Source organism: Nostoc sp. PA-18-2419, assembly GCF_005869855.1.
In the GTDB taxonomy this organism is placed as follows: domain Bacteria; phylum Cyanobacteriota; class Cyanobacteriia; order Cyanobacteriales; family Nostocaceae; genus Nostoc.
Genome location: NZ_SZNH01000043.1, coordinates 1 through 25,555 on the forward strand (window position 1 = coordinate 1; position 25,555 = coordinate 25,555).

The 25,555-nt window shown below is 38.8% G+C and carries 26 protein-coding genes; 12 read left to right on the top strand and 14 right to left on the bottom strand.

Annotation, left to right across the window (positions count from 1 at the left end):
* Positions 1-31 precede the first annotated feature (31 nt).
* On the bottom strand, positions 32-1,570 hold the full coding sequence (locus tag FCR06_RS33960) for a tetratricopeptide repeat protein (RefSeq protein ID WP_223280331.1): 1,539 nt from the start codon (positions 1,568-1,570) through the stop codon (positions 32-34).
* Positions 1,527-2,879 (bottom strand): ATP-binding protein, encoded by a 1,353-nt coding sequence (locus FCR06_RS27840; RefSeq protein ID WP_138505553.1) that lies wholly within the window; start codon positions 2,877-2,879, stop codon positions 1,527-1,529. The genes FCR06_RS33960 and FCR06_RS27840 overlap by 44 nt, the downstream gene beginning before the upstream one ends.
* Before the next feature lie 162 nt (positions 2,880-3,041).
* On the opposite strand from FCR06_RS27840, the gene FCR06_RS27845 reads away from it, so the two are divergent.
* The gene (locus tag FCR06_RS27845; protein ID WP_138505555.1) at positions 3,042-3,626 is read left to right on the top strand and encodes an Npun_F5749 family FMN-dependent PPOX-type flavoprotein; all 585 of its coding nucleotides are present in this window, start codon (positions 3,042-3,044) and stop codon (positions 3,624-3,626) included.
* Positions 3,627-3,711: 85 nt separating this feature from the next.
* Here the strand turns inward: FCR06_RS27845 and cysE are convergent, their stop codons facing one another.
* The 3 genes from cysE to FCR06_RS27860 form a co-directional block, all read right to left on the bottom strand.
* Positions 3,712-4,479: a serine O-acetyltransferase gene (gene cysE, locus FCR06_RS27850; protein ID WP_138505557.1), complete on the bottom strand. Its 768-nt coding sequence runs from the start codon at positions 4,477-4,479 to the stop codon at positions 3,712-3,714.
* A gap of 164 nt (positions 4,480-4,643) precedes the next feature.
* Complete coding sequence (locus tag FCR06_RS27855; RefSeq protein ID WP_138505558.1) at positions 4,644-5,135, bottom strand: hypothetical protein; 492 nt, start codon at positions 5,133-5,135, stop codon at positions 4,644-4,646.
* Positions 5,136-5,560: 425 nt separating this feature from the next.
* Positions 5,561-7,255 carry a DUF3352 domain-containing protein gene (locus FCR06_RS27860; protein ID WP_138505559.1) on the bottom strand — a complete coding sequence of 565 codons (1,695 nt, stop codon included), beginning with the start codon at positions 7,253-7,255 and terminating at the stop codon, positions 5,561-5,563.
* Positions 7,256-7,398: 143 nt separating this feature from the next.
* Between FCR06_RS27860 and FCR06_RS27865 the strand changes: the two genes are divergently transcribed.
* From FCR06_RS27865 to FCR06_RS33105, 5 genes are all read left to right on the top strand, one after another.
* Complete coding sequence (locus FCR06_RS27865) at positions 7,399-7,758, top strand: rhodanese-like domain-containing protein (protein ID WP_138505560.1); 360 nt, start codon at positions 7,399-7,401, stop codon at positions 7,756-7,758.
* Positions 7,759-8,206: 448 nt separating this feature from the next.
* Complete coding sequence (gene hrcA, locus FCR06_RS27870; protein ID WP_138505561.1) at positions 8,207-9,343, top strand: heat-inducible transcriptional repressor HrcA; 1,137 nt, start codon at positions 8,207-8,209, stop codon at positions 9,341-9,343.
* A gap of 12 nt (positions 9,344-9,355) precedes the next feature.
* On the top strand, positions 9,356-10,033 hold the full coding sequence (locus tag FCR06_RS27875; protein ID WP_138505562.1) for a DUF2834 domain-containing protein: 678 nt from the start codon (positions 9,356-9,358) through the stop codon (positions 10,031-10,033).
* A 183-nt stretch (positions 10,034-10,216) separates the two neighbouring features.
* Positions 10,217-10,975 carry a YebC/PmpR family DNA-binding transcriptional regulator gene (locus tag FCR06_RS27880; protein ID WP_138505563.1) on the top strand — a complete coding sequence of 253 codons (759 nt, stop codon included), beginning with the start codon at positions 10,217-10,219 and terminating at the stop codon, positions 10,973-10,975.
* 104 nt (positions 10,976-11,079) lie between these two features.
* Positions 11,080-11,256: a hypothetical protein gene (locus FCR06_RS33105; protein WP_189523605.1), complete on the top strand. Its 177-nt coding sequence runs from the start codon at positions 11,080-11,082 to the stop codon at positions 11,254-11,256.
* A gap of 258 nt (positions 11,257-11,514) precedes the next feature.
* Here the strand turns inward: FCR06_RS33105 and FCR06_RS33110 are convergent, their stop codons facing one another.
* Positions 11,515-11,691 (bottom strand): hypothetical protein, encoded by a 177-nt coding sequence (locus FCR06_RS33110; protein ID WP_189523606.1) that lies wholly within the window; start codon positions 11,689-11,691, stop codon positions 11,515-11,517.
* A 177-nt stretch (positions 11,692-11,868) separates the two neighbouring features.
* Between FCR06_RS33110 and FCR06_RS34445 the strand changes: the two genes are divergently transcribed.
* From FCR06_RS34445 to FCR06_RS27890, 3 genes are all read left to right on the top strand, one after another.
* The gene (locus FCR06_RS34445) at positions 11,869-11,994 is read left to right on the top strand and encodes a hypothetical protein (protein ID WP_262984718.1); all 126 of its coding nucleotides are present in this window, start codon (positions 11,869-11,871) and stop codon (positions 11,992-11,994) included.
* Positions 11,995-12,016: 22 nt separating this feature from the next.
* Positions 12,017-13,273 carry an FAD-dependent hydroxylase gene (locus FCR06_RS27885; protein WP_138505564.1) on the top strand — a complete coding sequence of 419 codons (1,257 nt, stop codon included), beginning with the start codon at positions 12,017-12,019 and terminating at the stop codon, positions 13,271-13,273.
* A gap of 497 nt (positions 13,274-13,770) precedes the next feature.
* Positions 13,771-14,673 (top strand): 2OG-Fe(II) oxygenase, encoded by a 903-nt coding sequence (locus FCR06_RS27890; protein WP_138505565.1) that lies wholly within the window; start codon positions 13,771-13,773, stop codon positions 14,671-14,673.
* Positions 14,674-14,685: 12 nt separating this feature from the next.
* Here FCR06_RS27890 and FCR06_RS27895 read toward each other — a convergent pair whose 3' ends face one another.
* The gene (locus tag FCR06_RS27895) at positions 14,686-16,860 is read right to left on the bottom strand and encodes a patatin-like phospholipase family protein (RefSeq protein WP_138505567.1); all 2,175 of its coding nucleotides are present in this window, start codon (positions 16,858-16,860) and stop codon (positions 14,686-14,688) included.
* 460 nt (positions 16,861-17,320) lie between these two features.
* Here FCR06_RS27895 and FCR06_RS27900 point away from each other — a divergent pair, with 460 nt between their 5' ends.
* Positions 17,321-19,516: a transglycosylase SLT domain-containing protein gene (locus FCR06_RS27900; protein WP_138505569.1), complete on the top strand. Its 2,196-nt coding sequence runs from the start codon at positions 17,321-17,323 to the stop codon at positions 19,514-19,516.
* 91 nt (positions 19,517-19,607) lie between these two features.
* On the opposite strand, the gene FCR06_RS33115 is transcribed toward FCR06_RS27900, so the two are convergent.
* Positions 19,608-19,760 (bottom strand): hypothetical protein, encoded by a 153-nt coding sequence (locus FCR06_RS33115; protein ID WP_189523608.1) that lies wholly within the window; start codon positions 19,758-19,760, stop codon positions 19,608-19,610.
* Between the two features lie 496 nt (positions 19,761-20,256).
* On the opposite strand from FCR06_RS33115, the gene FCR06_RS27905 reads away from it, so the two are divergent.
* Positions 20,257-21,009, top strand: a complete 753-nt coding sequence (locus FCR06_RS27905) for a PEP-CTERM sorting domain-containing protein (RefSeq protein WP_138505571.1) — start codon at positions 20,257-20,259, stop codon at positions 21,007-21,009.
* Between the two features lie 103 nt (positions 21,010-21,112).
* On the opposite strand, the gene FCR06_RS27910 is transcribed toward FCR06_RS27905, so the two are convergent.
* The 3 genes from FCR06_RS27910 to FCR06_RS27920 all read right to left on the bottom strand — a co-directional run bounded on the left by FCR06_RS27910 (position 21,113) and on the right by FCR06_RS27920 (position 22,997).
* Positions 21,113-22,132, bottom strand: coding sequence for an aldo/keto reductase (locus tag FCR06_RS27910; protein ID WP_138505573.1), 1,020 nt, complete (start codon positions 22,130-22,132; stop codon positions 21,113-21,115).
* A gap of 162 nt (positions 22,133-22,294) precedes the next feature.
* Positions 22,295-22,627 carry a cytochrome c6 PetJ gene (gene petJ / locus FCR06_RS27915; protein ID WP_138505575.1) on the bottom strand — a complete coding sequence of 111 codons (333 nt, stop codon included), beginning with the start codon at positions 22,625-22,627 and terminating at the stop codon, positions 22,295-22,297.
* A 145-nt stretch (positions 22,628-22,772) separates the two neighbouring features.
* Complete coding sequence (locus FCR06_RS27920; protein ID WP_138505577.1) at positions 22,773-22,997, bottom strand: hypothetical protein; 225 nt, start codon at positions 22,995-22,997, stop codon at positions 22,773-22,775.
* 190 nt (positions 22,998-23,187) lie between these two features.
* On the opposite strand from FCR06_RS27920, the gene FCR06_RS27925 reads away from it, so the two are divergent.
* Positions 23,188-23,988 carry a histidine kinase gene (locus FCR06_RS27925; protein WP_138505579.1) on the top strand — a complete coding sequence of 267 codons (801 nt, stop codon included), beginning with the start codon at positions 23,188-23,190 and terminating at the stop codon, positions 23,986-23,988.
* A 209-nt stretch (positions 23,989-24,197) separates the two neighbouring features.
* On the opposite strand, the gene FCR06_RS27930 is transcribed toward FCR06_RS27925, so the two are convergent.
* The 3 genes from FCR06_RS27930 to FCR06_RS27940 form a co-directional block, all read right to left on the bottom strand.
* Positions 24,198-24,401: a YqaE/Pmp3 family membrane protein gene (locus tag FCR06_RS27930; protein ID WP_138505581.1), complete on the bottom strand. Its 204-nt coding sequence runs from the start codon at positions 24,399-24,401 to the stop codon at positions 24,198-24,200.
* Positions 24,402-24,548: 147 nt separating this feature from the next.
* Positions 24,549-24,947 carry a phage holin family protein gene (locus FCR06_RS27935; protein WP_138505583.1) on the bottom strand — a complete coding sequence of 133 codons (399 nt, stop codon included), beginning with the start codon at positions 24,945-24,947 and terminating at the stop codon, positions 24,549-24,551.
* Positions 24,948-25,206: 259 nt separating this feature from the next.
* Entirely contained in the window at positions 25,207-25,548 is a 342-nt protein-coding gene (locus FCR06_RS27940; RefSeq protein ID WP_138505585.1) for a 2Fe-2S iron-sulfur cluster-binding protein, read from the bottom strand.
* Between the last annotated feature and the right edge of the window lie 7 nt (positions 25,549-25,555).

The following is a 25,555-nucleotide window of genomic DNA, read 5'->3' on the forward strand; positions in this document are numbered from 1 at the left end:
GCTTTGCCTTGGACATTACCAATGCGTTCTTCTATTGACAAAGACTGACTTTGCCTTGGACATTACCAATGCGTTCTTCTATTGACAAAGACTGATTGTAGAGTGCGATCGCTTCATCCACTTCCCCTTTGTTAGCGTAGATCATTCCCAGTTGGTGCAACGTCGCCGCTTTGGTTTGGACATCACCAATGCTTTCAGTTATTGACAAAGACTGATTGTAGAGTGCGATCGCTTGATCCACTTCCCCTTTGTTGGCGTAGATACCTGCTAGTTGGTGCAAGGTTGCCGCTTTCCCTTGGACATTACCAATGCGTTCTTCTATTGACAAACACTGATTGTAGAGTGCGATCGCTTGATCCACATCCCCTTTATTAGCGTAGATCATTCCCAGTTGGTGCAACGTCGCCGCTTTGGTTTGGACATCACCAATGCTTTCAGTTATTGACAAAGACTGATTGTAGAGTGCGATCGCTTGATCCACTTCCCCTTTGTTGGCGTAGATACCTGCTAGTTGGTGCAAGGTTGCCGCTTTCCCTTGGACATTACCAATGCGTTCTTCTATTGACAAAGACTGATTGTAGAGTGCGATCGCTTGATCCACATCCCCTTTATTAGCGTAGATACGTGCTAGTTGGTGCAAGGTTGCCGCTTTCCCTTGGACATTACCAATGCGTTCTTTTATTGACAAAGACTGATTGTAGAGTGCGATCGCTTTATCCCATTCTCCCAAATCATCATATATCCAACCCAGATTGTGGAGAACGCTAGCTTTGATTCCTGCTAAATTCTCATCTTCTTCAGTCAACTTCAAAGCTTTTAATAGAAAATCCTCTGCTTTTTGTACCTCACCAATACTCCTGTAAGCTACCCCTAACTCCTTCAAAATATTAATGCGGCTACGTACATTTGTTGATTCTTCCATTAGCAAGCGCTCAAGTAAATCAATCCGCTCTTGCCTTTCTGGTAAATCTAAACTTTCTAATATTCTCTCAGACTGAATAGTTTTTTCAATAGCCAACTCTTGAGTAGACTGGACTGTTTTAAAATAAAATACTCCTTTTCTCCATGCCCAAAAATCTGGGGCATATTTTGCTAAACGTGTTAGGGCATGATCTGGCAAAAATATCAGTATAGGGTGAGGAACACTATTAGTAAAAGCGTCTCGCACAAAGTTCAAGTCTTGCAGTACAGGGGGATATTCTCCAGACAAGCCAATAGACTTTTCTAAACCGATAACAATTAAAACTAATTTTTTATCTGGTTCTAAATGAATTCCTTTTAAATCACCAATAATGTCATCCCTTAAAAAACGCAACTTAGGGTCAGCAAAATTAAGAATTTCAAACTGAATCTCATCACATAGAGGATGGTTGTGGAGGATTTCAATTAAAGTATTTCTATCTTCTGCAAAATTAACAGCAACGAACCCAATCGTTAACTGAGTATCAGCAAAGTCAATAAAGGTTAAAAGTTCCGCTAATGACTGCTGATTTATTTGCACAAAAGTTTCTTTTTCTAAATTTAACTCAGGGGTTACTTGTGGCTGATTTGACTGCTTCTTGGAAAGCATGGATTTGCCTCACAACTGGATTAACATAATTCCAGCGATTTTTACCGTTGTACTCAAAAACCCAAAGATTGAACAGCATTAACCTGCCGATTTCATCTTTAGAAACATCCTTGTTTTTATATACCGCAGCCAAAGCAGAATAGTATTCTGTTGGTATACTGCGCTCAAAATTAAACTGCTCTTGCTTAATCGCATAAGTGATATCATCAGCAGTAACTTTCTCGCGATTGCGAGTTGCTGCTGTAAGAAATGCTTGTGATGCTATTTGCATCAATTGGCGGATGTGACCGCCGCTTGCTTTCGCTAAATCTACCAATAGTTGACGCGATTCAAACACTGCGTCTACTTCAACTCTTTGTTCAATTAAACTCGTAATTGCTGTTATCCCTTCATCATTATAATCTAGCTCGTTTTTGTCTTGTTCAAACTCATATATGTTGACCATCGGCACAATATTGGGTGTATCGAAAGTGTTAGCCAAATTATTTTCAGAATAGACTATAGAAATTGGCGCTGTATAGATAATCGTACAATGTAGACTTTGTAATTGAAATGCATAATCACAAAATAAATGTTTAGCTACATTCGGAGGCACTCTGTCTAAGTTATCAAATATAATTAAAAATCCTTTTTCGTATTCAGGATATTTTGATTTAAGCTTGATAAAAGCATCACCTAACAACAAATTTATATCTGCTTGTAAACGACCAATATCTTTTTGTAAATTCTGACGAACCGTCTTTCTTTGTTTATCAGCACCTTTAATTTGAGCTTGGATTTTACCCAAGAGCTTAGAAAGAAACGGAATCTTGATTCCTGCTTCTCCCTCAGCACCTACACTTACTGACCTTTCAACTGTTTGTTCAGTTTCTTGAGTAATTTCTTTAAACCAAGACTCAAAATTATTTAAAAGTTGTGCATCAAAATTTAATTCCGATGCGTATAAGACATCAGCAACTTTCTTAATAATTACCAAATATAAATCTGTGTATTCTGCGTCTAATATATCTAGTTCAGCGTCGGCTTCTATATAAATAACTTTATATTGAGATTCCCATTCTTGCTGAATCTTCCTTAATTCTGTACTTTTACCGCATCCCCGATGTCCAGTGAATAAAAGGCTGCAAAACTCTGCGGGTTCCAGAAAACTTAAGCGAGTTTTAATAGTATTAATTGCCTCTGTCTTGCGAACTTTTGATAAGTTAACATAATAACGTTCAATATCTCTACTAGTCACTAGAGGAGCTACATCACAAACACGAAAAGCAGCTTTGAGGGTATTAGCACGATTAGCGGATAAGGAACTCATTAGGTATTATTTATATTAAGAATTTATATATATTACAGCAGCAAAATCTTAAAGCTTCTTGGCATTAGAGAACTTTTAGGAATCACTGGCGCTCAACCAGGAGTATTGAAGTGGTAGTATGTTCAGGAATACCTGGCGCTAGATTACCAACAGAATTGTATAATGTCTCTTGCTCCTTGGCGAGGTGCGATCGCCCATGCCCTCGATCAGAATCGCAGCCTTGCTTATGCTCGTTACCTCCAACTAGCAACGGTACAGGCGAACGGTCGCCCTGCAAATCGTACCCTAGTCTTTCGCGACTTTCTAGAAGAAACCAACCAGCTAAAATTTGCCATTGATCGCCGTAGTGCCAAAACTGACCAAATACAGCAACAACCTTGGGCAGAAATTTGCTGGTACTTTCCCAATACACGAGAACAATTCCGCATCACTGGCTGTTTGACTCTGGTAGGTAATGATAATTCCCACGAAGATTTACAGCCAGCACGTATTTCCATTTGGCAAGAACTGAGTGATGCGGCGCGTTTGCAGTTTGCTTGGCCTCATTCCGGTAAACCTAGAGTCAATGAAGTACAAGCCTTTGAGCCACCAGCACCCAACCCTGTGCAACCACTGCCTAATTTTTGTCTACTGTTACTCGACCCAGTGCAAGTAGACCATTTAGAATTACGCGGCGAACCACAAAATAGAAGAGTTTTTCGCCGTAACGAAAATCAAGAATGGTTTTGTGAAGAAATCAATCCTTAATTTTGTTAGTTAGGAGTTATGAGTTTGGAAAGCACAAAGTTAGCATTTATAATTTTTATTCTTCTCTCTTAACTCCTAACTTTATCTAAATACCCGCACCATCTAGGAACTCCTGTATTGCCTTATCTCTAAGTCTACACATAGGGGCATTTTCTGATAAATCAGCTTCCATACAAGCTATAGAACCTGCTAATACAGGAGTTTTTTGATTTGAAGAATGGGTACGCTGAAGATTTTGTATTTGTTCTTCTAATAACTCAATGCGATTTACTAAAGCACGAATTACTTCGGCTTCCGAGTCTGGTAGGTTATTGTGTTCTAATGGGCTAACTCTGACTCCAGAACGATGCACAATACGACCAGGCACCCCTACTACAGTGCAATCAGAAGGGACATCCCTGAGAACAACTGACCCAGCGCCAATACGGACATTATTACCAATTTGGATATTTCCCAGAACTTTTGCTCCAGCTCCGACAACAACATTTTCACCCACAGTAGGATGGCGCTTACCGCATTGTTTACCAGTCCCCCCAAGTGTGACACCTTGATAAATTAGGGCATAGTCTCCCACGATCGCAGTTTCACCAACTACTACACCCATTCCGTGGTCAATAAACACACCATGCCCAATTGTCGCACCTGGGTGAATTTCAATTCCAGTCAAAAACCGAGCTAAATGAGAAATCAGGCGGGGGATAAAGGGAAGACCAACACTATAGAGCCAGTGAGCCAGCCTATGCAATAACAGGGCTTGTAAGCCAGGGTAACAAAATAAAACTTCCAACCAGTTACGAGCAGCCGGGTCACGTTCAAATATGATACGAAAGTCAGCACGTAGAGTAGATAGCACGAGATAGTACCCTCGAAAAGCACAACAAGCTACTTTCCCATTTTATCGTCTCAGGTGTTACACCTAAAAATTGGCATTGGGATTGGGCGTGGAGCAAAAGCGATAGAGGCATAGGCGACAGACTTAGTGCTACTTCTCCCCTGCTCCCCAGTCCCTAATCCGCATCACTGCTGCTCCACTGTCAGAGTATAGTCGCGCTTCATCCCAGGATTAAATGTGCCTACCCAAATCCGATAGGTGCCACTTTTCCAGTTGCGATCGCTAATGCTAGCATCTTTACTTTTGCCAGTGTCATCGCCGCAGCGAATCGTCGTTTTGTCTGGTCCTTGAATCAGTAAAGTGGTATCGTTGTTATTGCTATCAATTTGTATTGTTAATTGCGGAAAGTCTTTTTGCAAAACCATAATGTGATCTGGAGTAGGAGCGGCAAAACCGATACAGGCTTTTTGAGCGCGATCGCGGTTACTAATGGCAGACAAGGAATAAGAACCACCTGTAAACCCCTCAACTCTTGCTTGTGCTGGCTCAAAGTTTTTTGACAGTGTTAAAGTACCAAAATTTGCTGTTTGTGCGATTACAGGGGTAGCTGTTAAGGTAGTAATTATAGCTAACAGCCAGCCGCCACGAAACTGAAGTCGGGGGCGACAGTTTTTCATAGTAGCCCTCCAACAGGCTTAGAAAATAGTAATGATATATACATATTTTAGTTAGAAGATTACAGTGAAATTTCAGGTAATTGTGCCACATTAAAATGTGCCACAATTAATATATTTTAAAGTAAGCAGTTAATTGCTAGATTATCTTTCGTTCTTCAGAAAATCGTTAACGGATGATTTGAGTAATTGTTTTATTTAATTATCTACTCGCAATAATAAATTTATGGAACAAACTAAATTAATATTTTATAAAATTAACTTGGCTATAAACAACTACAAAATTCTAAGTTATTAAATATTTCTAGATTTCGAGTAAATTTAACAGCGGTTTGCAATCGCACACAAAGCCTCCAAAAAATTTATCAAATAAGAAAGTACAGAAGGTAAAATAGTTTTTTACCTTCTGTACTTTGAGTCTGAAAATATCAGGAATTATGTAGTTGGAAGAAAACGCCGCCTTTGAACGCTTTTGTGTCAGTTCCATAACTACTGACTGTGAGCGATCGCAGATTATTAAAAAACGGTTTTCCTAAAACTTCTACTAGTTTGAGAATTGGGATTTGACGCTCTAATAAATTCTGGCTTTTTGTCCAGTCAAGATAAATATAGCCTTGGTTTGGTTGAGGAATCGCAGCAATACTATCTTGAAACTTGGGATTATTAATTAAAGAATTATCCTTCGCTGTGATAATTTCATCTATTGTTTCAAGGTCAGAGGTAAAAATTTCGTAATTTCCTAAGGTTGTATGCGCTCCTCGTACTTTTGTCTCAATGTTGAATGATGCTCCGTCTTTGTCATTGGTTTTTTTGCTAGCTGTGGTTAACTCTGTCCAAGCAGAAATTTTTTGGTTGTCAATAGTCAATGGGCTGATGGTGAGTCCATTGGCTGAAGCGATGGCGTCTAAACGCGCTACGCCTTGTTCTACATCCTCAGATTTTTTAGCTATAAAAATCCAATGCGGGGTTGTTTGCTCTTGAGGTAGCAATGCTACGGCATATTCTCCCTTTACCCAACTGAAAATATCCTCTGGCAAATTTATTCCCCAGCGTTTTTGAGTTTCGTCTAAAGGTTTTACAAATTGAGAAACCACATTCTCCTGAGAACCGTATATCGTTGCTGTTGCTTGTTTCCAGAGTTTGGCGAAATTACTGTTAGCCAAATTACTCAAGTCCAAGCCAGAAATTGCTAAACCTGCTGATGCTGGAACATACTGCAATGCTCCTACAGATTTAGTTAATGGTGGAGATGGGGAAACAATTTCTGATGAAGTCACAAAGGCAGTTTCTGCTAGCAATCCTTTTTTATTCAATATCAGGGAAATAATTTCACTGTTATATGTTTGCTCTGCCAGTTCTAATCCTTGCCATTTTGCCACCATAGGAAGATTCAAGAAAGCCGTAGCTAAACTTCCTTTGGGTAATTGTTTGATCGCTTTTTTATATTCAGGGGAGCTAGTCAAATTTAAATCTGGAGCTTGAACGTTATTGATGGCCTCTTTTAGTACTTTCGGATCGTTAGCAAACAACACAAAGCCTTCACCAACAACAGCACCAGCTAAATTATTTTCGATTGTGGATCTTGGAATTGGGATTTTATTTTCTGCGATCGCTTCTTGGTTGTCAGAAATCACCTTTACGCCTTTGTATTCTTCAACAGCTAAGTTGGCGCCAGCTAGCGCTCGTTTAGAAAATAACAACTCCACAAACTCACGGCTTTTTTCTGATTGCTCAGTTGCAAGTGCCAAAAGATACCCTGGTTGCTGTCCATTTTCTGGGTCGCGATCAATATCTAAGGTGGTAACAGCCAATGTAATTTCGTTCCCTAACCAGGGTTTAATATCTTGTTGGTAATCGATACCACTCTTAGCCAAGAAACTAGTTTTGAGTTTAGATAGTTCGCCTTCACGCTCCAGTGCTTGTAAACGTTCAGGATTTGTCAGTAATGACACCATCACCGGGGCAAGTTTCGATACGAATATTGTTGCACCAGGTTGGGAGGTAGGAGCAATCAGCTGAGCCGGACTTTTAGGAAAAAACCAGTAAAAGCCTGTGATTGCAATCACTAATACTGCGATCGCACCAGCTACGATAAAACCGATGAATGAGCGTTGTCTATTCACATGCAACCTATTAAAAAAGATAGTTCACAGCCATTTAAGCAGAAACCTTAGCTTCTGGCTGCGTCTTGTTGAGAATCGATGCTGATGCCAAGGCAGAAATTTTCTGTCACCATAAATGAATTAGAATTGTTCACAAAAGCCCCATGACAGAGAACTCTTTTAGTCAATCTATTGCCCTTATTAGTGTAGAGGAACTAGCACAACGTCTCGCTTCAGGTGATGCAAGCATCCAACTAGTAGATGTCCGAGAACCACAAGAATTGGCGATCGCTAGGATTGAGGGCTTTGTCAATTTACCCCTGAGTGAATTTGCCGAATGGGGAGATCAAGTACCTACTATCTTCAATCCCCAAGCTGAAACCCTTGTGCTGTGTCACCATGGTATCCGCTCCGCTCAGATGTGCCAGTGGTTAATTGCTCAAGGATTTACAAATGTGCAAAATATTTCTGGTGGGATTGATGCTTACTCTAAATTAGTAGACCCCTCAATTCCCCAGTATTAGCTTCTCAAGCTTATACATTACTCAGATGGGACTCACTCTTCCATCTGACTTTTATTATCGTGACAGTAGTAAATTAATCTGGAGGTTTGCTAAGAAAGGTTGCGAGTTTATACATTCAGCATAGATGTATGGAATTTTTAGACTTTAATATAGCAGCGATCGCTCAAAAAATACGTATTTAATAATACTGTTTGCAATATATAATTATGCAAAAATACGGTTAGACAATGAGCAGCTTGTAGACTAGAATCGTGAGTCTTTGTAGGAAAGAGAGACTATATTTGCACCACAGCTTCAACAGTGTTATCTGTAAACTTTCGGATTAATTATCACAATATATATAGTATAATTTATTATCTTAATTAATTATTAATAATATCTATATAGCACCGAATCCCCAAACTTTTTCAAAGTTTGATTAAAATTTGCACTCAGCAAAACATACCCTATGGAAGTTCAGTTGACAAATCGACAACAGCATATACTTTGGGCAACGATACGTCACTACATAGCTACAGCAGAGCCTGTTGGCTCAAAGGCTTTAGTCGAGGAGTACGACTTGGGTGTTAGCTCAGCCACGATTCGCAATGTTATGGGTGTTTTAGAAAAGTCTGGGTTACTTTATCAACCACACACCTCTGCTGGGCGAGTGCCTTCAGACTCAGGTTATCGCATTTATGTTGACCAGCTAATTACACCTTCTCTGCAAGACGCTACACGTAGCTTGCTTCCACGTTCGCATAGCGTCCCGCAGGGAAGTGGTACAGATTTAGCTAAAAAAGTAGAAGTGGCACTGCAAAAGCGCCTCCAATGGGAAGATTGGAGTTTAGAATCTTTACTGCAAGGAGCTGCACAAATTCTCGCAACCTTGAGTGGCTGCATTAGCTTGATTACCATGCCTCAAACCACTACAGCGCTAGTACGACATTTGCAATTAGTGCAGATTGAAGCGGGAAAAATTGTGCTGATTGTGGTGACTGATGCTTATGAGACACATTCCAGATTGATGGATTTGTCGCCAGCATCAGAAGAAACACAACGCGATTCAGAGGTAATTGATCGTGAGTTGCAAATTGTTTCTAACTTTTTGAATAGCCACTTGCGCGGGCGAAGTTTGTTGGAATTAGCTTATCTCGACTGGAGTCAATTAGATCAAGAATTCCAGCGCTACGGGGAATTCCTCAAAAATTCAGTTGCAGAATTGACTCGTCGTACTCTTGCTCCGACTGCAACACAAATTATGGTTCGAGGTGTAGGAGAAGTTTTGCGCCAGCCAGAATTTTCTCAGTTACACCAAGCGCAAACAATTATCCACCTGCTGGAAGAAGAACAACACCAACTGTGGCGATTAATATTTGAGGAACCAGAGTCGGAAGATGCAGGTAAATCAAAGGTGACGGTTCGCATTGGTGCAGAAAATCCTTTAGAACCGATACGCACCTGTAGCTTGATTTCTTCCACCTATCGCCGAGGCTCAGTACCGGTAGGAAGCGTAGGAGTTTTGGGGCCAACGCGCCTAGATTATGAAAGTGCGATCGCTGTTGTGGCGGCTGCTGCTGATTACCTCTCAGAAGCTTTCAGTTAAATTGCTAAAATTATGACGAGAAAAATTGCCTTTGGGTTAATATGGCTGGGATTCATTGTCTATGCTTTTTTGCTCTCGCCTCCCCAACAACCCGGCACATTTGAGTTGATTAAAAACTTGTCCATTGGTCAGTGGCAAGGTATTAATCCGTTGATAATAACCTTATTCTACCTCATGGGAATCTGGCCATCAATCTACAGCGCAGTAGTATTTATCGACGGTAGAGGGCAAAAAATACCTGCTTGGCTATTTGCTATTCCTTCTTTTGCAGTTGGTGCTTTTGCCCTATTGCCCTACTTAGCTTTTAGGGAACCAAATCAGAAGTTTGTTGGTAAAAAGGATACTTTGCTTAAGCTGCTAGATTCCCGCGTCACTGGCTTTGTCTTAACTGTAGCTAGCGTGATTCTAGTTATCTACGGCTTAACAGCAGGCGATTGGGGAAATTTTGTACAACAGTGGCAAACTAGCCGCTTCATCCATGTAATGAGTTTAGATTTCTGTCTACTTTGTGTATTATTTCCCACATTAGTAGGGGATGATATGGCGCGTCGTGGGTGGAAAAATCCGCAGTTGTTGTGGCTAACAGTCTTAATACCGCTATTTGGTTCATTGATTTATTTATCTGTGCGTCCACCTCTACCAGAAGCTAGCGCACACACCTTACCTGCTGAGGAACCAGTGGCAAATTAAACTGTGTTAACAGTTGAGTGTTGACAGCCACCACCGATATTTTTCACTCTCATTTAAGATTGCTATATTTATTCCTAGTTCCTAGTCGCCAATACGCACTCCCTTTTAGTAAATGCACCTTTGCATCTAAGCAAAAGCTAGGTATATCCTAATCTTTGAGTAGAGTTTTAATAATTTCAGATTATGGCAGGACATAGTAAATGGGCAAATATTAAGCGTCAGAAGGCGGTAGTAGATGCGAAAAAGGGAAAAACCTTCACTCAGTTATCCCGAGCAATTATTGTTGCGGCCAGAAGTGGTGTGCCAGATCCAGCAATGAATTTTCAACTTCGTACAGCGATCGACAAGGCAAAAGCAGCAAGTATCCCCAATGATAATATTGAACGAGCGATCGCTAAGGGTGCAGGTACTTTTGGTGGAGATAATGCCAATTTTGAAGCAATTCGCTACGAAGGTTATGGCCCTGGTGGTGTAGCAATCTTAGTTGAAGCCCTGACAGATAATCGCAATCGCACAGCTGCTGACTTGCGTGCGGCTTTTAGTAAAAACGGCGGTAATTTGGGTGAAACAGGTTGTGTTAGCTGGATGTTTCACCAAAAAGGGGTTTGTGTCGTTGAAGGTGTGGTTGACGAGGAACAGCTTTTAGAAGCATCCCTCGAAGGCGGTGCTGAGTCTTATGAAATGACTGAAGATGAGGTGTCTGAAGTACTAACCGAGATCGGAAATTTAGAAAGCCTTAGCCAGATACTTAAGGATAAAGGCTTTAAAATAACTGATGCACAGTTGCGCTGGATTCCTAGTAATAGTGTAGAAGTTACCGATGCCGAACAGGCGCGATCGCTTTTCAAATTAATTGACACTTTAGAAGACTTAGATGATGTCCAAGATGTCACAGCTAATTTTGAAGTAGCAGAACAATTAATGGCGCTCTCCATTTCTTAACCGACATCTGTCAAAAGATACATAAAAGATTCACATCAATTTCAACCTCCTGACATACACCTATTGGATAGTTGGACTGTTGATTAATTGATGAGGAATTTCAAGTGAATAACTTTGCTAAAGCTTTAGTCTTGGCTTTAATATTTGCTGCCCCTGTAGCCATCTCTGTACCTGCTGTTCAAGCTGAAACTGTCCAGCATCCTCAGGTAAAAACTACCAAAGTTCATCACAAACATCACAAACATCACAAGCATCATCTAGTGAAGAAAGTTCATAAATAGTTACTCTTAATTATCAAAGTTTGTAGTAAATATGTAATCTCTTTTAGTCTTCGTTTTGCTGCAAAATAATTGTATTATTTAAACCCGCTGTAATTTCTACTAATCAGCGGGTGTTTTCAATTAATATTATATCCGGTAAATCACCCGTAATCTGTGCCAAGGAAGTTAAACGACGCAATTACAACATTTTCAAGATTGCTTTCCTCTAGTCGCAATGACGTTCTAAATTTACCAATTATAAAACCTACTGCTGTAATTTCATGATTGATTGGTGTCAGCATTGCCACCAACAAGTGCTTGGAACACATTCCCTACTAAAAATAAAAATGCCCCAGCTAATAAGACGAGCATTAAGCTACCAAGGGCAGCAAAAGGAGAGGTGATAAATAAAACTAAGAATGCAAACATTAAAGTCGTTAATAGTGTCCTATTCATGTTTTTTCACCTTTAATATTTATTTAAAGCTAACAATTAATGTGATCAATTGGTATATATCTAACTGAAGGAATTAGTCTAATTCTCTAGTAGCATTTTCCAACTATTCACCAGGAATACTGAAACTATAGCAATTCTATTTGAGTTGTAAAAAATATCAGTGGTGGCTGTTGACTGATGAGTGTTGAGTGTCAACAGTCGTCAGTCAGCAACTTCAAACGGGATAATTTATTTGTTGGAGTTCCCTTGTTCATTGCTCTCAACTTGCTCAAAAAGCCGCGATCGCGTCAAAATAAGAGTTAAGATGCTGTAATTTATCTTCACAATGGCGCTAGCAGAGCTTAATCAAACTCTTGACTCTCCCCAATCATCAGACAACTGGGGATACGAATATGATTTGGTAATTGTTGGGGGTGGAATTGTTGGGCTGACTCTAGCCTCCGCCTTAAAAGATTCTGGCTTGAGTGTGTTGCTGATTGAGGCAAAAGTGGCATCAACGGCGGTAGCCAAAGGTCAAGCCTATGCAGTTCACATGCTTTCGTCGCTAATTTACCAAGGAATTGGCGTTTGGGACAAAATGCTGCCTCAAATCGCCAAATATTGCCGAGTTCGCCTTTCTGATGCCGATTATCCGGGTGTGGTGGAATTTGCCACAGATGATATAGGTACACCAGAGTTGGGTTATGTAGCGGAACACGAAGCGCTGTTGCAGCCGTTGCAGGAGTTTGTTCAAGATTGTCCAAATGTGACTTATTTGTGTCCGGCTGAGGTAATAAATACGCACTACCAACGCGACACTGTAGCAATAGATATAAAAGTTGCCGATCGCTTACAAACAGTCAAGAGTAAATTACTCGTAGCCGCAGATGGATCGCGATCGCCGATTCGCCAAGCTGCTGGTATCAAAACCTCTGGGTGGAAATATTGGCAATCTTGCATCGTCGCATTTGTCAAACCCGAAAAGCCCCACAATAATACTGCTTACGAAAGATTTTGGTCTAGCGGTCCCTTTGCGATTTTACCTTTACCAGGGAATCGTTGTCGGATTGTCTGGACAGCCCCTCACGAAGAAGCAAAAGCTTTATGTGCTTTAGATAACGAGCAATTTTTAAAAGAATTAACCCATCGCTATGGTAATCAGATGGGTAAATTGGAACTACTAGGCGATCGCTTTATTTTTCAGGTACAACTCATGCAAAGCGATCGGTATGTGCTTCCCCGACTAGCATTAATTGGTGACGCTGCACACAACTGTCATCCTGTTGGCGGACAAGGTTTAAATTTAGGTATTCGGGATGCAGCAGCTTTGGCGCAAGTACTAGAAGCAGCACACAAGGCGGGTAAAGATATTGGCGAGATTCAAATTCTCAAACGTTACGAACGCTGGCGCAAACTAGAAAACCTGACCATTTTAGCTTTCACCGATTTGTTAGATCGAATGTTTTCTAATAATTTTTTACCTGTGGTGTTGGTTCGTCGTTTGGGTTTATGGTTATTGCAGCGAGTGCCAGTATTAAAAGTATTTACGCTCAAGTTGATGATCGGTTTGAAGGGACGGACTCCAGAATTGGCAAAACCTTAAACTATAGCGGATTGCTGTAACCCAAGCTGATTGTAATATTGATAACTTAAACTAGCAAATTTATCTGTATTTACAGCACCTAAGATAGATACTGATATTTGAAATTTTAACGCTTATTTTTGGAGGAATTAATTTAAAATTCAATTAGATAAAGAAGTTTCAAATTATTGTAATTATTATGACAACTTTTATTAAATTTATTTTTAATAATCTACTTGTAGAAGTATTTGAAAATTTTTGTTAACCAAGTATAGTAATCAACTATGACTTACGCTTTGAGAAAAAATACCAAATACTAAGTATGATTTTAAGCATTAAACCTAGATGTTTCGACACTTTTTAGCTAATGCTTAGGGTTGGCTCCGCTTATGCTATTTATGAAAATATAATTCCAATCAAGCATTTTGATATTAAATCAAGCGCATTGGTGAAAGTCCAAACTCTAATTGCTAAAGTGCATATCTTGAGTTTTTTATCAATTAATTCTCATATACCAGATGAATACTATTATCAAAAAGGTTCGGAATCGGTTTTTAGAAAACCTTTACCGATTCCCATTGTTCAGTAATAAAGCTGACCTTATTTATCAAGCAGCAAGAGAAAAGCATGTTGATTATCTACCTGTTATCTCGACCGCAGATATGAATTTGCTTGAAACTCTTAAAAGTGAGGGAATAGTTATAACTTCGTTGGCAGAACTTTCAATTCCCTCTACTCCAGAAATGTTTCAGGCTGCACAAAGTTTGATGCTAAAAATCCCCAAAAGCATTTCTGGAAAGAAAAATGAATTTATTATTCATGCCACATGTGAGCAAATGATGGAACATCAAGAAGTTTTTTTTTGGGGAATCCAACAACGTTTACTCAATATTATTGAAAATTATCTAAGTCTGCCAGTAGCTTATCATTATCCTTCTTTTCGTAGAGATATTGCTAATCAAGTTCAACAAAAATCAAGGCTATGGCATTTAGATAAAGAAGACCGAAAAGTAGTAAAAATTATTGTTTATCTAAATGATGTAAATGATGATGGAGGTCCGTTTCAATATATTCCCAAATTTTATTATTCAAAAGTAGCTCGCTCCCTAAGATATAACTATGGCTACATCCCAGACAAAACTATGCAACGGGTTATATCACCATTAAATTGGAAATCTTGTACAGGACTTGCAGGTACTATAGTTATAGCTGACACTGCTAACATCTTCCATCGAGGGAAAATACCTTTGTATTCAGATAGATTCACAATATTTTTTGACTATACTTCTCGACTACCCAAACACCCATTTTATTGTAAACCTCCATTGAAGGATGAGTACTTCAAAAAAATTATTCTTAAGCTTTCCGAAAATCAAAAGCAGTGTATTTTTTGGCGAGAAAATAGCACAAATTACAAATGAGTCTGTAGCATTTTACATCTTCCAGGTATTGTGCCACAGTTGTTTGATATTTTGAATTGTCTCTCCTATTTTTATTGCCGTCCAACCATCTTTAATAGCTTGTTTCTCTTTATCAGTTAATTTCCAAGATAAAGGTGGTTGATACTGACCATTTTTATAAAATGCAGTTACCTCAGATGCTTGGGGTGTATCAGAGAAGGAGGGGAAGAAGATAGGAAAGTATTGAATATCTACCTTATTGTGCCATTTTGCTGCCAGAAATTCAGCTTCCTGAGCATTTCGAGATGCCAAAACTGAATCACGTACCTTGAAAACTGCAAGTAATGGGCCGATAGTTGCCATAAACCAGCCTCCATCTCCCCGCACTTTTTTTATTGGAGGAGATTCTGGAAAAGGATTTATTTGCAATATCAAAACTCGTTTGATATTTAAACTATTATGAGGTTGATTTTCAGATTTATTCTCAGGTTTTAGCCATTCATTCAAGTGTGCATCCAGCCATTCTGCTGCTGTGATAAAGCCAGAGTTATCGAAATAGCCTCCATCAGCAACGTGGTAATTTTTATCTTTAATATTTAAATTACTACGACAAATAGGAGAAACATAGGGAAAAGTTGCTGATAGTCTTGCAGCTGTGACAACATTCATATCATAATCAAGTTTTCCATAAAGATTATTGAAGTCTATATACTTTTTCTCAGGAACTTCGCCAAATGTCATCGGAGTAATTAAAAACCGCCAGCCATTTTCGACTAATGTGGCATTAAATACAGGAATAGGAATTTCGCCATCAAAAATCTGTTTTCGCCAGCTCGCTAAGGTTTTGCTATTTCGCGGTTCCTTCAGTTCCGCTTGCCAGTCTATCTCAACCGCTGTACCGCGATCAAACTTTGGGCGAATTAGAAAAGGAAACCCGATAAATCGCCATATATCTAAATAAGCGAAACCCCAACCAACAGCATCTAAACTATCTCTTGTAGCAGCACTAAAACTATTGTTGGTAATTCCCTTTTGTGTCTGTTTTTCCTCTTCTAAAAAACCATCTTTATTAAAGTGATCTAAGTAGTACATCGACCCTACCGAACCACCGGAAACAGAACTAATCAAGCCAATTGCTTTGGTAAATGATTTTCCTAATAGTTCTTGAAGACCAGCCAAAACTTCCACTGTCCATCCTGCTGCTTGAATCCCACCACCACTGGCACAAATAATGACTAAAGTGTTTTCTCCCTGTTGATGTTTAAGACGTTGAGTTAGCACTTGTTTGAAATTATCAGACTTGTCATCAACTTTCTTCTTGTCTGCACTATTTTTCAAAGGGTTGAGTTGATAAACGTGATTGACATCAAATGCTAAATAGCTTAAAGCAGAGAAAACAGTAAACAAAATTAATACGGGAATCCGAAAGTAATCAAGATAGAATGTGACTCCTCCAAAGATAATTACCATCATGGAGGCGATGAGTAGCACATACAAAAGAGCAGGTGCTTCGGGTCTATTGGATTGTGGTTTAGGATCAAAACGCAAACCAATTGTAATATAGATAGCTCCTGCAATTATTAAAAAAGCAATTGCTGTTAAATGCCCAGCAGTTAATTCACCAGTTTGAAGATTGATATAGCCATTTGAATCATTTTTGATAACTAAATAAAGGATATCAAAAAATATCTTCTTTAAAAAAGTATTAGAACTTAACCAGTGTCGGAGCAAACTAATAATAAATAATAGAATAACGCTTAATAATGCACCGACAGATGCTCCCCACTGTATTTCCGATTTACTCAGCTTCTCTTGAGACAAGTCAATTGCAACGATGCAAATATATAAGCTTAATAAAATACCGATTCCATATTGCCAAATTTCAGGTATTTTAATTGTTGCTCGCAGAGTAAAGCGAGCTGCTGCGTTATCTAAAATGGTAGATGCAACTAAAATTACAGAAGTCCCAGATCCAATTGCGCTCACAATTACAGTTGCTAATTGCCACTTGTCACGAAGTACAAATATATTTTTCAATATGGCTGGTAGCCAATCTTTGGCAAGTTTAGGAAAAAATAAAAGAAATAAGCCTACTAATATAGGCAAGCGAAGGAAGAAAAGATATTTCCAAACACTATCTGAATTTACTAACCATGTTGATAAAAGTACTAGCAATGGGAATAACAAAATTGCTTTTTTCATATTCATATTTTATGATTAGATATTTGAACTAATACGATGGTGTTGCATATTAACTTTTTACAATCAGGAAAATCTAAAAAATAAATTATCTATTTTATGGACTTGATTATGACTTTTCCTTTCCCTGTTCTGCTACTCTGAACGATGCGAAATTTTTTTATTTGAAAGTCCTTAATTTTTTAGTCATTATCAAACTTATACCCCAACTCCATCGCTGTGTTGGTGAGAAAAAGTAAGTCATTACTGTAAAAAATGTAACTTTTTATGTAATACTCTAACAAAATTAGATGTCGCACAGTTGCCACAATACGTACTAACATGTGCTAAATAGTACTATTAGCAGTATGGTTGAAGATTAGTATTTTTCTACATAAAATTAAAAATCTAAAATTAAAATATAGGTAACACTGGTGGCTAGGAGTGTTAAAGTTTCAAGAAATTCATCGGAAATTTTCAGCGAGTATTCATGCTGAAGAAACTACAAAAAAAGCAAATCTCAATAATTGCGGCTGCGGCACTGTTTGCCTTTTCAGCTGGGGCAATGGTATCGGCGCCTGAGATTGGCAAATCTCTAGGACGATGGCTCAAATTAGGTAGAAATCAGGTAGAGCAAACATCTGAGGCTGGCGTTGCTCAATCAGCGGTCTTTCCACTGATTGAGCAATCTTTGCCAGAACGAGCAGCGAAACTAACAACGATTGCCCAACAGTCGCAATCGCCAGACAGGAATCGCGCTCGTTATCTTTTGGCGAGTGATTACATTGAAAGAACTCAGGGAAAAAAAGCCCTGGCTCTACTGCAAGGACTAGAAAAAGACTATCCTATTCTGGCACCTTATATTTTGCTAAAACAAGCCCAGGCAGAAGATATGCTGGGTGAAGACGGCAAAGCTTCGGATCTCAGGCGAAAAGTTCTGAAAGTTTATCCCAAAGAAGCAGCCGCAGTCAAAGCCTTATATCTAATTGCTCAACCAAACGAACAGGAAACCGCGATCGCTCAATTTCCTTCCCATCCTCTAACTTGGGAAATTATCCGCAAACGGTTGCAACAAAATCCCAATCAGCCAAAATTACAGTTGATTTTGGCAAAATACGCTTACGACCAACCAGGCATAGTGGGGGTTTTGGATCAATTAGTCAAACAACCTACCCTCAAACCAGAAGACTGGGAACTCATTGGTACAGCTTATTGGGAAAATAATCAATTTCTCAAAGCTGCGAATGCTTATGCTAAAGCACCCAAAACAGCCCGCAACCTCTACCGCACCGCACGGGGATTACAGGTAGGAGGCAAAGATAAAGAAAAAGCGATCGCCACCTACAAACAACTAGTGCAACAATTTCCAAATACAGAGGAAACTGGGAATGCACTACTGCGACTAGCAGAAACGGCAAAAACTCCTAAAGACGGCTTACCCTATCTTGACCAGGTAATTAATAAATTTCCTAAACAAGCTAGTACTGCACTAGTACAAAAAGCCAAAACTTTCCAAGCAATCAAGGATCAAAAGTCAGCTAGCTCAGCTTGGCAACTACTCTTAGGCAAGTACGGTAATTCTGACGAAGCCGCAGAGTATCGCTGGAAAATCGCCCAAGATAAAGCAAAAGCCAAAGATTACATCAATGCATGGCAATGGGCAGAACCAATTGTCACCAATAACCCCAACAGTATTTTGGCTCCCAGAGCAGGCTTTTGGGTAGGTAAATGGGCAGCTTCATTAGGAAAACAGCAGGAGTCTCAAACTGCTTATCAATATGTGATTAGCCAGTTTCCCTACTCTTACTATGCATGGCGATCAGCAACAATGTTAGGGTTGAATGTCGGCAACTTTGACAACGTGCGCTCAATGAACCCAGAAGTTATCGCACCCCAGCGTGCATTACCTCCTGCGGGTTCGGAGACTTTCAAAGAATTGTATCTGTTGGGGCAAGACCGCGATGCTTGGTTGCAATGGGAAACAGAATTTCAAAACAAAATTCAGCCAACCGTAGCAGAGCAATTTACTGAAGGATTGATGCAACTGGCAAGGGGAGAGAATCTCATCGGAATTGACAAAATCTCTAAATTGGAAGACCGGGAAATACCAGCTGAACTTGCCCAATATCAAACTTTAAGCAAACAAATTTATTATTGGCAAGCCCGTTATCCATTTCCCTATCTGCGAGAGATTGAAAAGTGGTCTACTGAGCGTCAACTCAATCCCCTGTTAGTCACTGCTTTAATCCGTCAAGAGTCCAGGTTTCAACCAAAAATTAAATCTGTTGCTAATGCTACTGGTTTAATGCAGCTATTGCCGAGTACAGCTCAATGGATCGCCCCACAAATTAAGGTGGATAGCAAAACAATAAACTTAGAAAATCCCAATGATAACATCATGCTGGGTACATGGTATTTGGATCATACCCATCAGCAATATAACAATAATTCTTTGCTAGCGATCGCCAGTTACAACGCTGGGCCTGGTAATGTCTCCAAATGGCTACAAACTCTAACTACACAAGACCCAGATGAGTTTGTTGAAGAAATTCCCTTTGATGAAACTAAAAATTATGTGCGTCAAGTATTTGGGAATTACTGGAATTATCTGAGACTTTACAACCCTGAGATTTCTGGCATAGTGGCAAAGTACTCGACTACACATACACAACTGCCAACACAGTGAGATGGCCAGATGAGGGGGATGAGGAGAAAATTTTACCTCACCACCCCACCACCCTATCACCCCATCTCCCCACATTCCCAATGCCCAATATTCAATACTCGAATATCTCTGAGGACATTAAGCCGTCAGCTACTTTGGTGACGGCATCGGTCATTGTGACCATACCATCACTAATGGCGATCGCAATTTGTCCTCCTGGCATGTGAACTGTGATTTCTGAATCACACAAGTAAGACTTACGCATTGACAAATTAACAATGTTTTTAGAGAAATGAGAACAAAACAGGCGAACACTGTTCACTCATGGATAGGAAAGACGGATAATTTACGTAAGGAGTTTTTTACGGCTAATTAAGATAGACACAATATGACTCGTTTAACTCACGTTAAGATAGCCGATGGAGTGAGAAAGCCGAAGATAACAAACGCCTATTAATTATTCCTTCATCACAAGAAGTTGTCGTCTTCGTCTTTGCTTAAAGAGAGCAAGAGCAAAAATACAGTTTCTTTATGTAGAAGATGCTATCTCACGAAGATTTTATAATTGCTTTCAAAATTCAGATATTAACTTTATTTTTATATCAGTATAAATAACTTTTTTTAGATGATATTTGTTTAAAAAGTTACTTAACTATTAATTTGAGGATAAAACATAAATCTAGTGATTATGCCCTGTTATTTCGTAGCGAGTAAATCACATAATTCGTCTAGAACAAAGAAAAAACAGGAACTAAATAATCATGTCTTTGAAGAAAATTGCTTGTATTGCTGCTCTCTCTACAATCGCTTCTCTTAGTTATGCTGGTTCAGCACATGCTTTAGGGTTGACATATCATGCTGGATCTTACCGCGACAATACAAAAGTAAATGAAGGCGTTTTTTCTCAGAATGTTAATAAAGCAGGTTATACAACCTTTGATTTTAATGATGGTAAAGTACCAGGCAATGACTTAGTGAAATATTCTTTTTCTAAAGGTAGCTATTCTACAACAGCTTATTCTGGTCAAACTGGTATTTACTCCGACGTTTGGGCACCTTCTGGCGCTAACGCAGAAGTCAACAAAACTGATTATTTAGCAGTTTTCTCTGATAGCGATACCATCATTGAAGCTCAGGGTAATAATACTTTTAGTTATTTCGGTTTTGATGCGGGCGCTCTCAGCGGAGGTAATACTTTGAAATTCTTCAACGGAACTACCTTAATAAAAGAGTTAACCTATAACATGATGGATGCAATAGCAACTGTTGGAGCCTCCCAACATGGTGGTCAAAAGAATGGCTTCTTTGAGTTTTTCTCAGAAGGTGGGAATGACAAGTTTAATAAAATTGTCATTTCTCAGACAGAAGGTGGCGGTTTTGAAAGTGACAACCATACATTCCGTGTTGAAAGTGTACCTGAACCCAGTGTTACTTTAGGTATGCTAGCTGTAGGTGGGTTATTTATACGCAAACGTAAAAACCAAAAATTGCAACTCGCAAAGGAATCTGCTTAAACAAAAGTTTAGTTTGGCTGATTTAATAAAATTTTGTGTAAAACCATTGTCATATATAGCGAAGGATTTCCAAAATCCTTCGCTTTGCTTTTATGGAAGTGTATTATCGCCGATATTCATCACCACAATCGCCGATCAGCTGATATAAATCTCGTGATTGACGAGAGACAGCATTAATGCGATCGCCATCATCAGCATCTAAACTAAAACTAAAGACTTTGGCATTATCTTCTAAATGTTCGGATACCCCAAGTCTTGCGCCAACTATTACACCTGCAACAGTTGGGCGATCTAAAATATAACGCACTGCCACGTTAGCAATGCTTACACCATGCTTATTTGCAATTTCTTTGAGAATAGCAAGCAACTCTTGAAATAATTGCCAACCACCCCAAGCATCAATCATATTTTTGTATTTCTTCAAACTAGCAGTGGGTAAATCAAATCCTCGTGGTTCTGATTTACCCAAATAGTTTTCTGATAATAAACTACCGCAAACTGTACCGTAAGTAAAAAGTTTGATGTCATGCTGTTGACAAAATTCAATCATCTTCACTTCCGGACGGCGATCAACTAATGAAAATTGTACTTGGTTAGAAACAATTTTAATCCCTGCTTCGGTAATAAGTTTTAAGTGTTCAGTATCAAAATTAGTCAACGCTAAATGCTTAATTTTGCCCTCATCTTGAAGTTCTGCCATATATTTGAGGGCATCTAGATAATTTTTATCTTGATATTCCCACCAATGGAATTGCATCAAATCTAATGATTGCACATTCATCCTTCTTAAGGAAATATCAATATTTTCCTCAACGAGTTTTTTGGTCATTTTTCCAGGACGAGGCACCCATTTTGTAAAAGCTTGTACTTGGGATAAAGCATCTTTACCACGGGTATCAATTAATTGACAGCGAAATTCACCAATAAAGTCTTCTGCTGGGCCGTAATGATCTGCTAAATCCCAAGTAGTAAAGCCTGCATCGAAATATTTGAACATACTATCAATGGCAGCTTGGGGATTAATACGTCCGTGTGCGCCAGAGACTTGCCACATACCATTTAATATGCGGCAAATATTTAAATCAGGGGTGAATTGGAAACGACTAACTGCGGGTAAGTTCATTTTTAAGTTAGGAGTAAGGAGTCAGGAGTAAGAAGAGTTAAAAATTCGTGAGTTGACGGAGAAATTGTTACAGCCTTTTGAACTTTTCTACTTTATTATGAATGATTTTCAACTGCTCAAGTTAATAAGTGCTAAAGTCTTAACTCTTAACTCCTGACTTTTTTAACGCCAGCCTTTTTCAGCTTGTTCGATAACATAAGCAGCAACATCTTGAATTTGCTGTTCGCTAAGGCGGTCTTTGTAGGCTGACATATTACTTTTACCATTGGTAACTATTGAGCTAACTGCCTCAATTGAATCCATGCCATATTTATGAAGCGCTGGCTTTTTGAGATTTTTACCTCGCCTGACTATATTACCACCGTTAATATGACAACCTGCACAATGAATGCTAAATATTTGTTCACCATTAACTATGTCTGCTGCATTAGCTGTTAACGTCAAAGCACTTAATAATATAAAAGTTACTAAGACAAATGCTATAAGTTTTTTCACTCAGCTTCTCCATCTTTTTAAATACTGGTTTTCCAACTAAATCTCATAAATAAATTCAGTATATTTCCAAAGATCAAGTACACAAATTAAGTCTCAAAGCTATAGAAAAAACTTGTTTCATTTCTACATTGCGACTTTTGTTAAATTACAGAGATTCAAAGTCAGATGTGAATCCGGTAAAATGTGTGCAATCTTCCTGAAAAGCTTCGGCATCGCTAACATCCTCGATTTTATATGACATAATCCGCGTGCCGTCTGGCATTTTTTTGGAACCAATTAATTCACCTTGATATTTTTCGGCGATCGCTTTAAATTCAGTACCATAGACCTTCCAAGCATCACCCGAACAAGTAATATTCACTCGCCACATATTTTCTGCTCAATTACTACTAGCAAATATTCATCATCTCACAAATAGTCAACATCTCGTACATCACTGCTTGGGATTATTGACTTTCTACCTAAAGGAAGTGCCTAGCCAAATAACCCTACGCCATAATATGTATGTATAACCATCTCTAGAAACTTTTATCCCAATTAGTTAAATCCTCAGGTTGAAAATGCCTAACAATATCAAACAACAAATTCAAGCAGACTTGCAACAAGCTAAAGAAACCGGACAATTAAGAACTGAACGGATTCGAGAAATTGTTAGATCCGCAGTTTCTCAAGTAGCTTCTGAGTTCAAACAAGGTTCTGGTGAAATTCGTACCCTTGTTAAAGATGCGGTTTCTGCTGTCATCGAAAACTTCCAGGAAAAAGGTGGGGAACTTAAAGATGAAGTGACAGCTTCCATCGAAGGAGCGTTGGAAGGAATTAATAGTAAAAGACACGAAAATATTGTTAAAACTCAGACTGATATCAAGCGGCTACAGGCTGAATTAGATGGTGAAGAAGAACAACTCCAGCAAGAAGTTGATGTAATTTTGGCAGAGATTGAACAGACAGGTAAGGAAAAACCTGCTAGTACCAAAACTGCAATTGATTCTGCTGTCAATGCCATTAAAGATAGCGAAGAACTTAGTTTATTAAAGAAACGTTACGCGCAATTGCAAGCACAGCTAGCCATTGTTCGAGCTAATATGGCTGCGCGCTATGGCGGACGTTCTATGGAGGTTCAAGATTATCTAGATGAGGCTAAACATTGGTATAATAAAGCCCGTCCGCAAGCAGAATCTCTGGCTACACAGGTAGGACAGAAGCGATCGCAGTTAGAAGACAAATTAGGTGAAGCTGGTACATCTTTAGCCAGAAAAGAGCATCAGATTAAACAAACCTTGAGGGAGTTACTGTTAACTGCGGCTGATTTGTTCAAAGATAAGGAACCTGCTAATAAAGAGCGGGAAACTATTCATAAATAGATAGCTTTACTATTTATGGTGTTAACTGATTTTTTGTAGGGTGCGTTATGCCAAAGGCTAACGCACCTTATATATGGTTTGAAATACATAGAACCTGTAAACTCTTGGATTCTTAACACTCATAGATATCGTATTATTTGTTCATTTTTAAAATAAAAGAGTGCGTTATAGCCTTAGCTTAACGCACCCAACTTAAAAATTTCCTCAACTTAGTTTTGCGTATTAGTATATACTTGTTCTCGACTAAGTTGTTCATCATGCTTGGCAATAGCCCAGACTGCATGAATACTACCAGGAAGCCAACCGAGAAGTGTGAGCAAGATATTAATAATCAAAGTTGGCCCTACTCCAACTGTTAAGAAAACGCCTAATGGAGGCACTAACAAACCTAGAAGATAACGAACTAATTTCATGATGTTGTTAGAAGTTTGTGATTTTGTTTAATTTAGATTGTTTGCAAGGCGCAGAATTAAGAAATCCATCTCATGATTTATCTCAATTCTGAGATTTGATTTAGAGTAGATCCGAAAATATATCAGCGTTTCTACTCCCACTGACAGTTATCTAGAAGGTAATTCACCTTGGCTTTTTACATTACCACTGCCGGTTAAAAGGTTTCTTTCAACAAAGTAGTTGTTAATCAAGGTGTTAGCAAAAGATAGAATCACTGGACCAAGAATAAAACCGAGAATTCCGTGAACTGAGAATCCAGGAACTAGCGCCGCTGCTAACCAGAAACAAAAACCATTGACAATCAGAGAAAATCCTCCAAATGTTAAAAAATTGAGTGGCAAAGAAAGAGTAGAAAGAATCGGCTTAAGCGAACCGTTAATCAAACCAATTACAAAAGCAGCAATCAAAGCTGCGGGAAAATTAGCAATATCAACATTCGGAACAACTATATCAACAATTAACAAGCTTAAAGCTGTAGCTAATGCAGTTAAAAATGGTGTCAACATTGCTTTTACCTAATAAAGATTTCTTGTTTCAACTTCTTCTTTCATCTTTAACTAGGTGCTAGATTTTAACCTCTCTTGAAAGGTAGAATCTACTTCTATCGTTAGGTCGAGCATAAAAAAACTATAGCATTTATTATATATCTAACAGGTAGTAACGCACATCTGCTGTGCGTCTCTACTTTGGATAATATTTTCTAGTCAGGTTAGTTTGTTTAAACAATAAAAAAATTAAGATTTATTTAATATCACAAGCTAACAATCACTCAGATTTTCCTGACTCAGGCTGATAATAAAGGGCTGATTTATATAAGATTTGTTCTTGATGAGTTTCTAAAGTGCAATCAGATAACGCATAAGTTACACAAGTAACAACATAACCAGCCTCTATTTCACTTGGACGTAGAAATTTTTGCTCGCTTTGATCGATTTCACCGCTAACAAGTTTGGCGATACAAACAGAACATTCGCCTTGTTTGCACCCAGAGGGTAGGCGGATACGAKCATCTTCTGCCATATCCAAAATATATTGATCCTCTGGTACTTGAATTGTGCAATCTAATCCCAGACTAGCATTAATGAGTCGGACTTGATAAATTGCCATCTGCTGT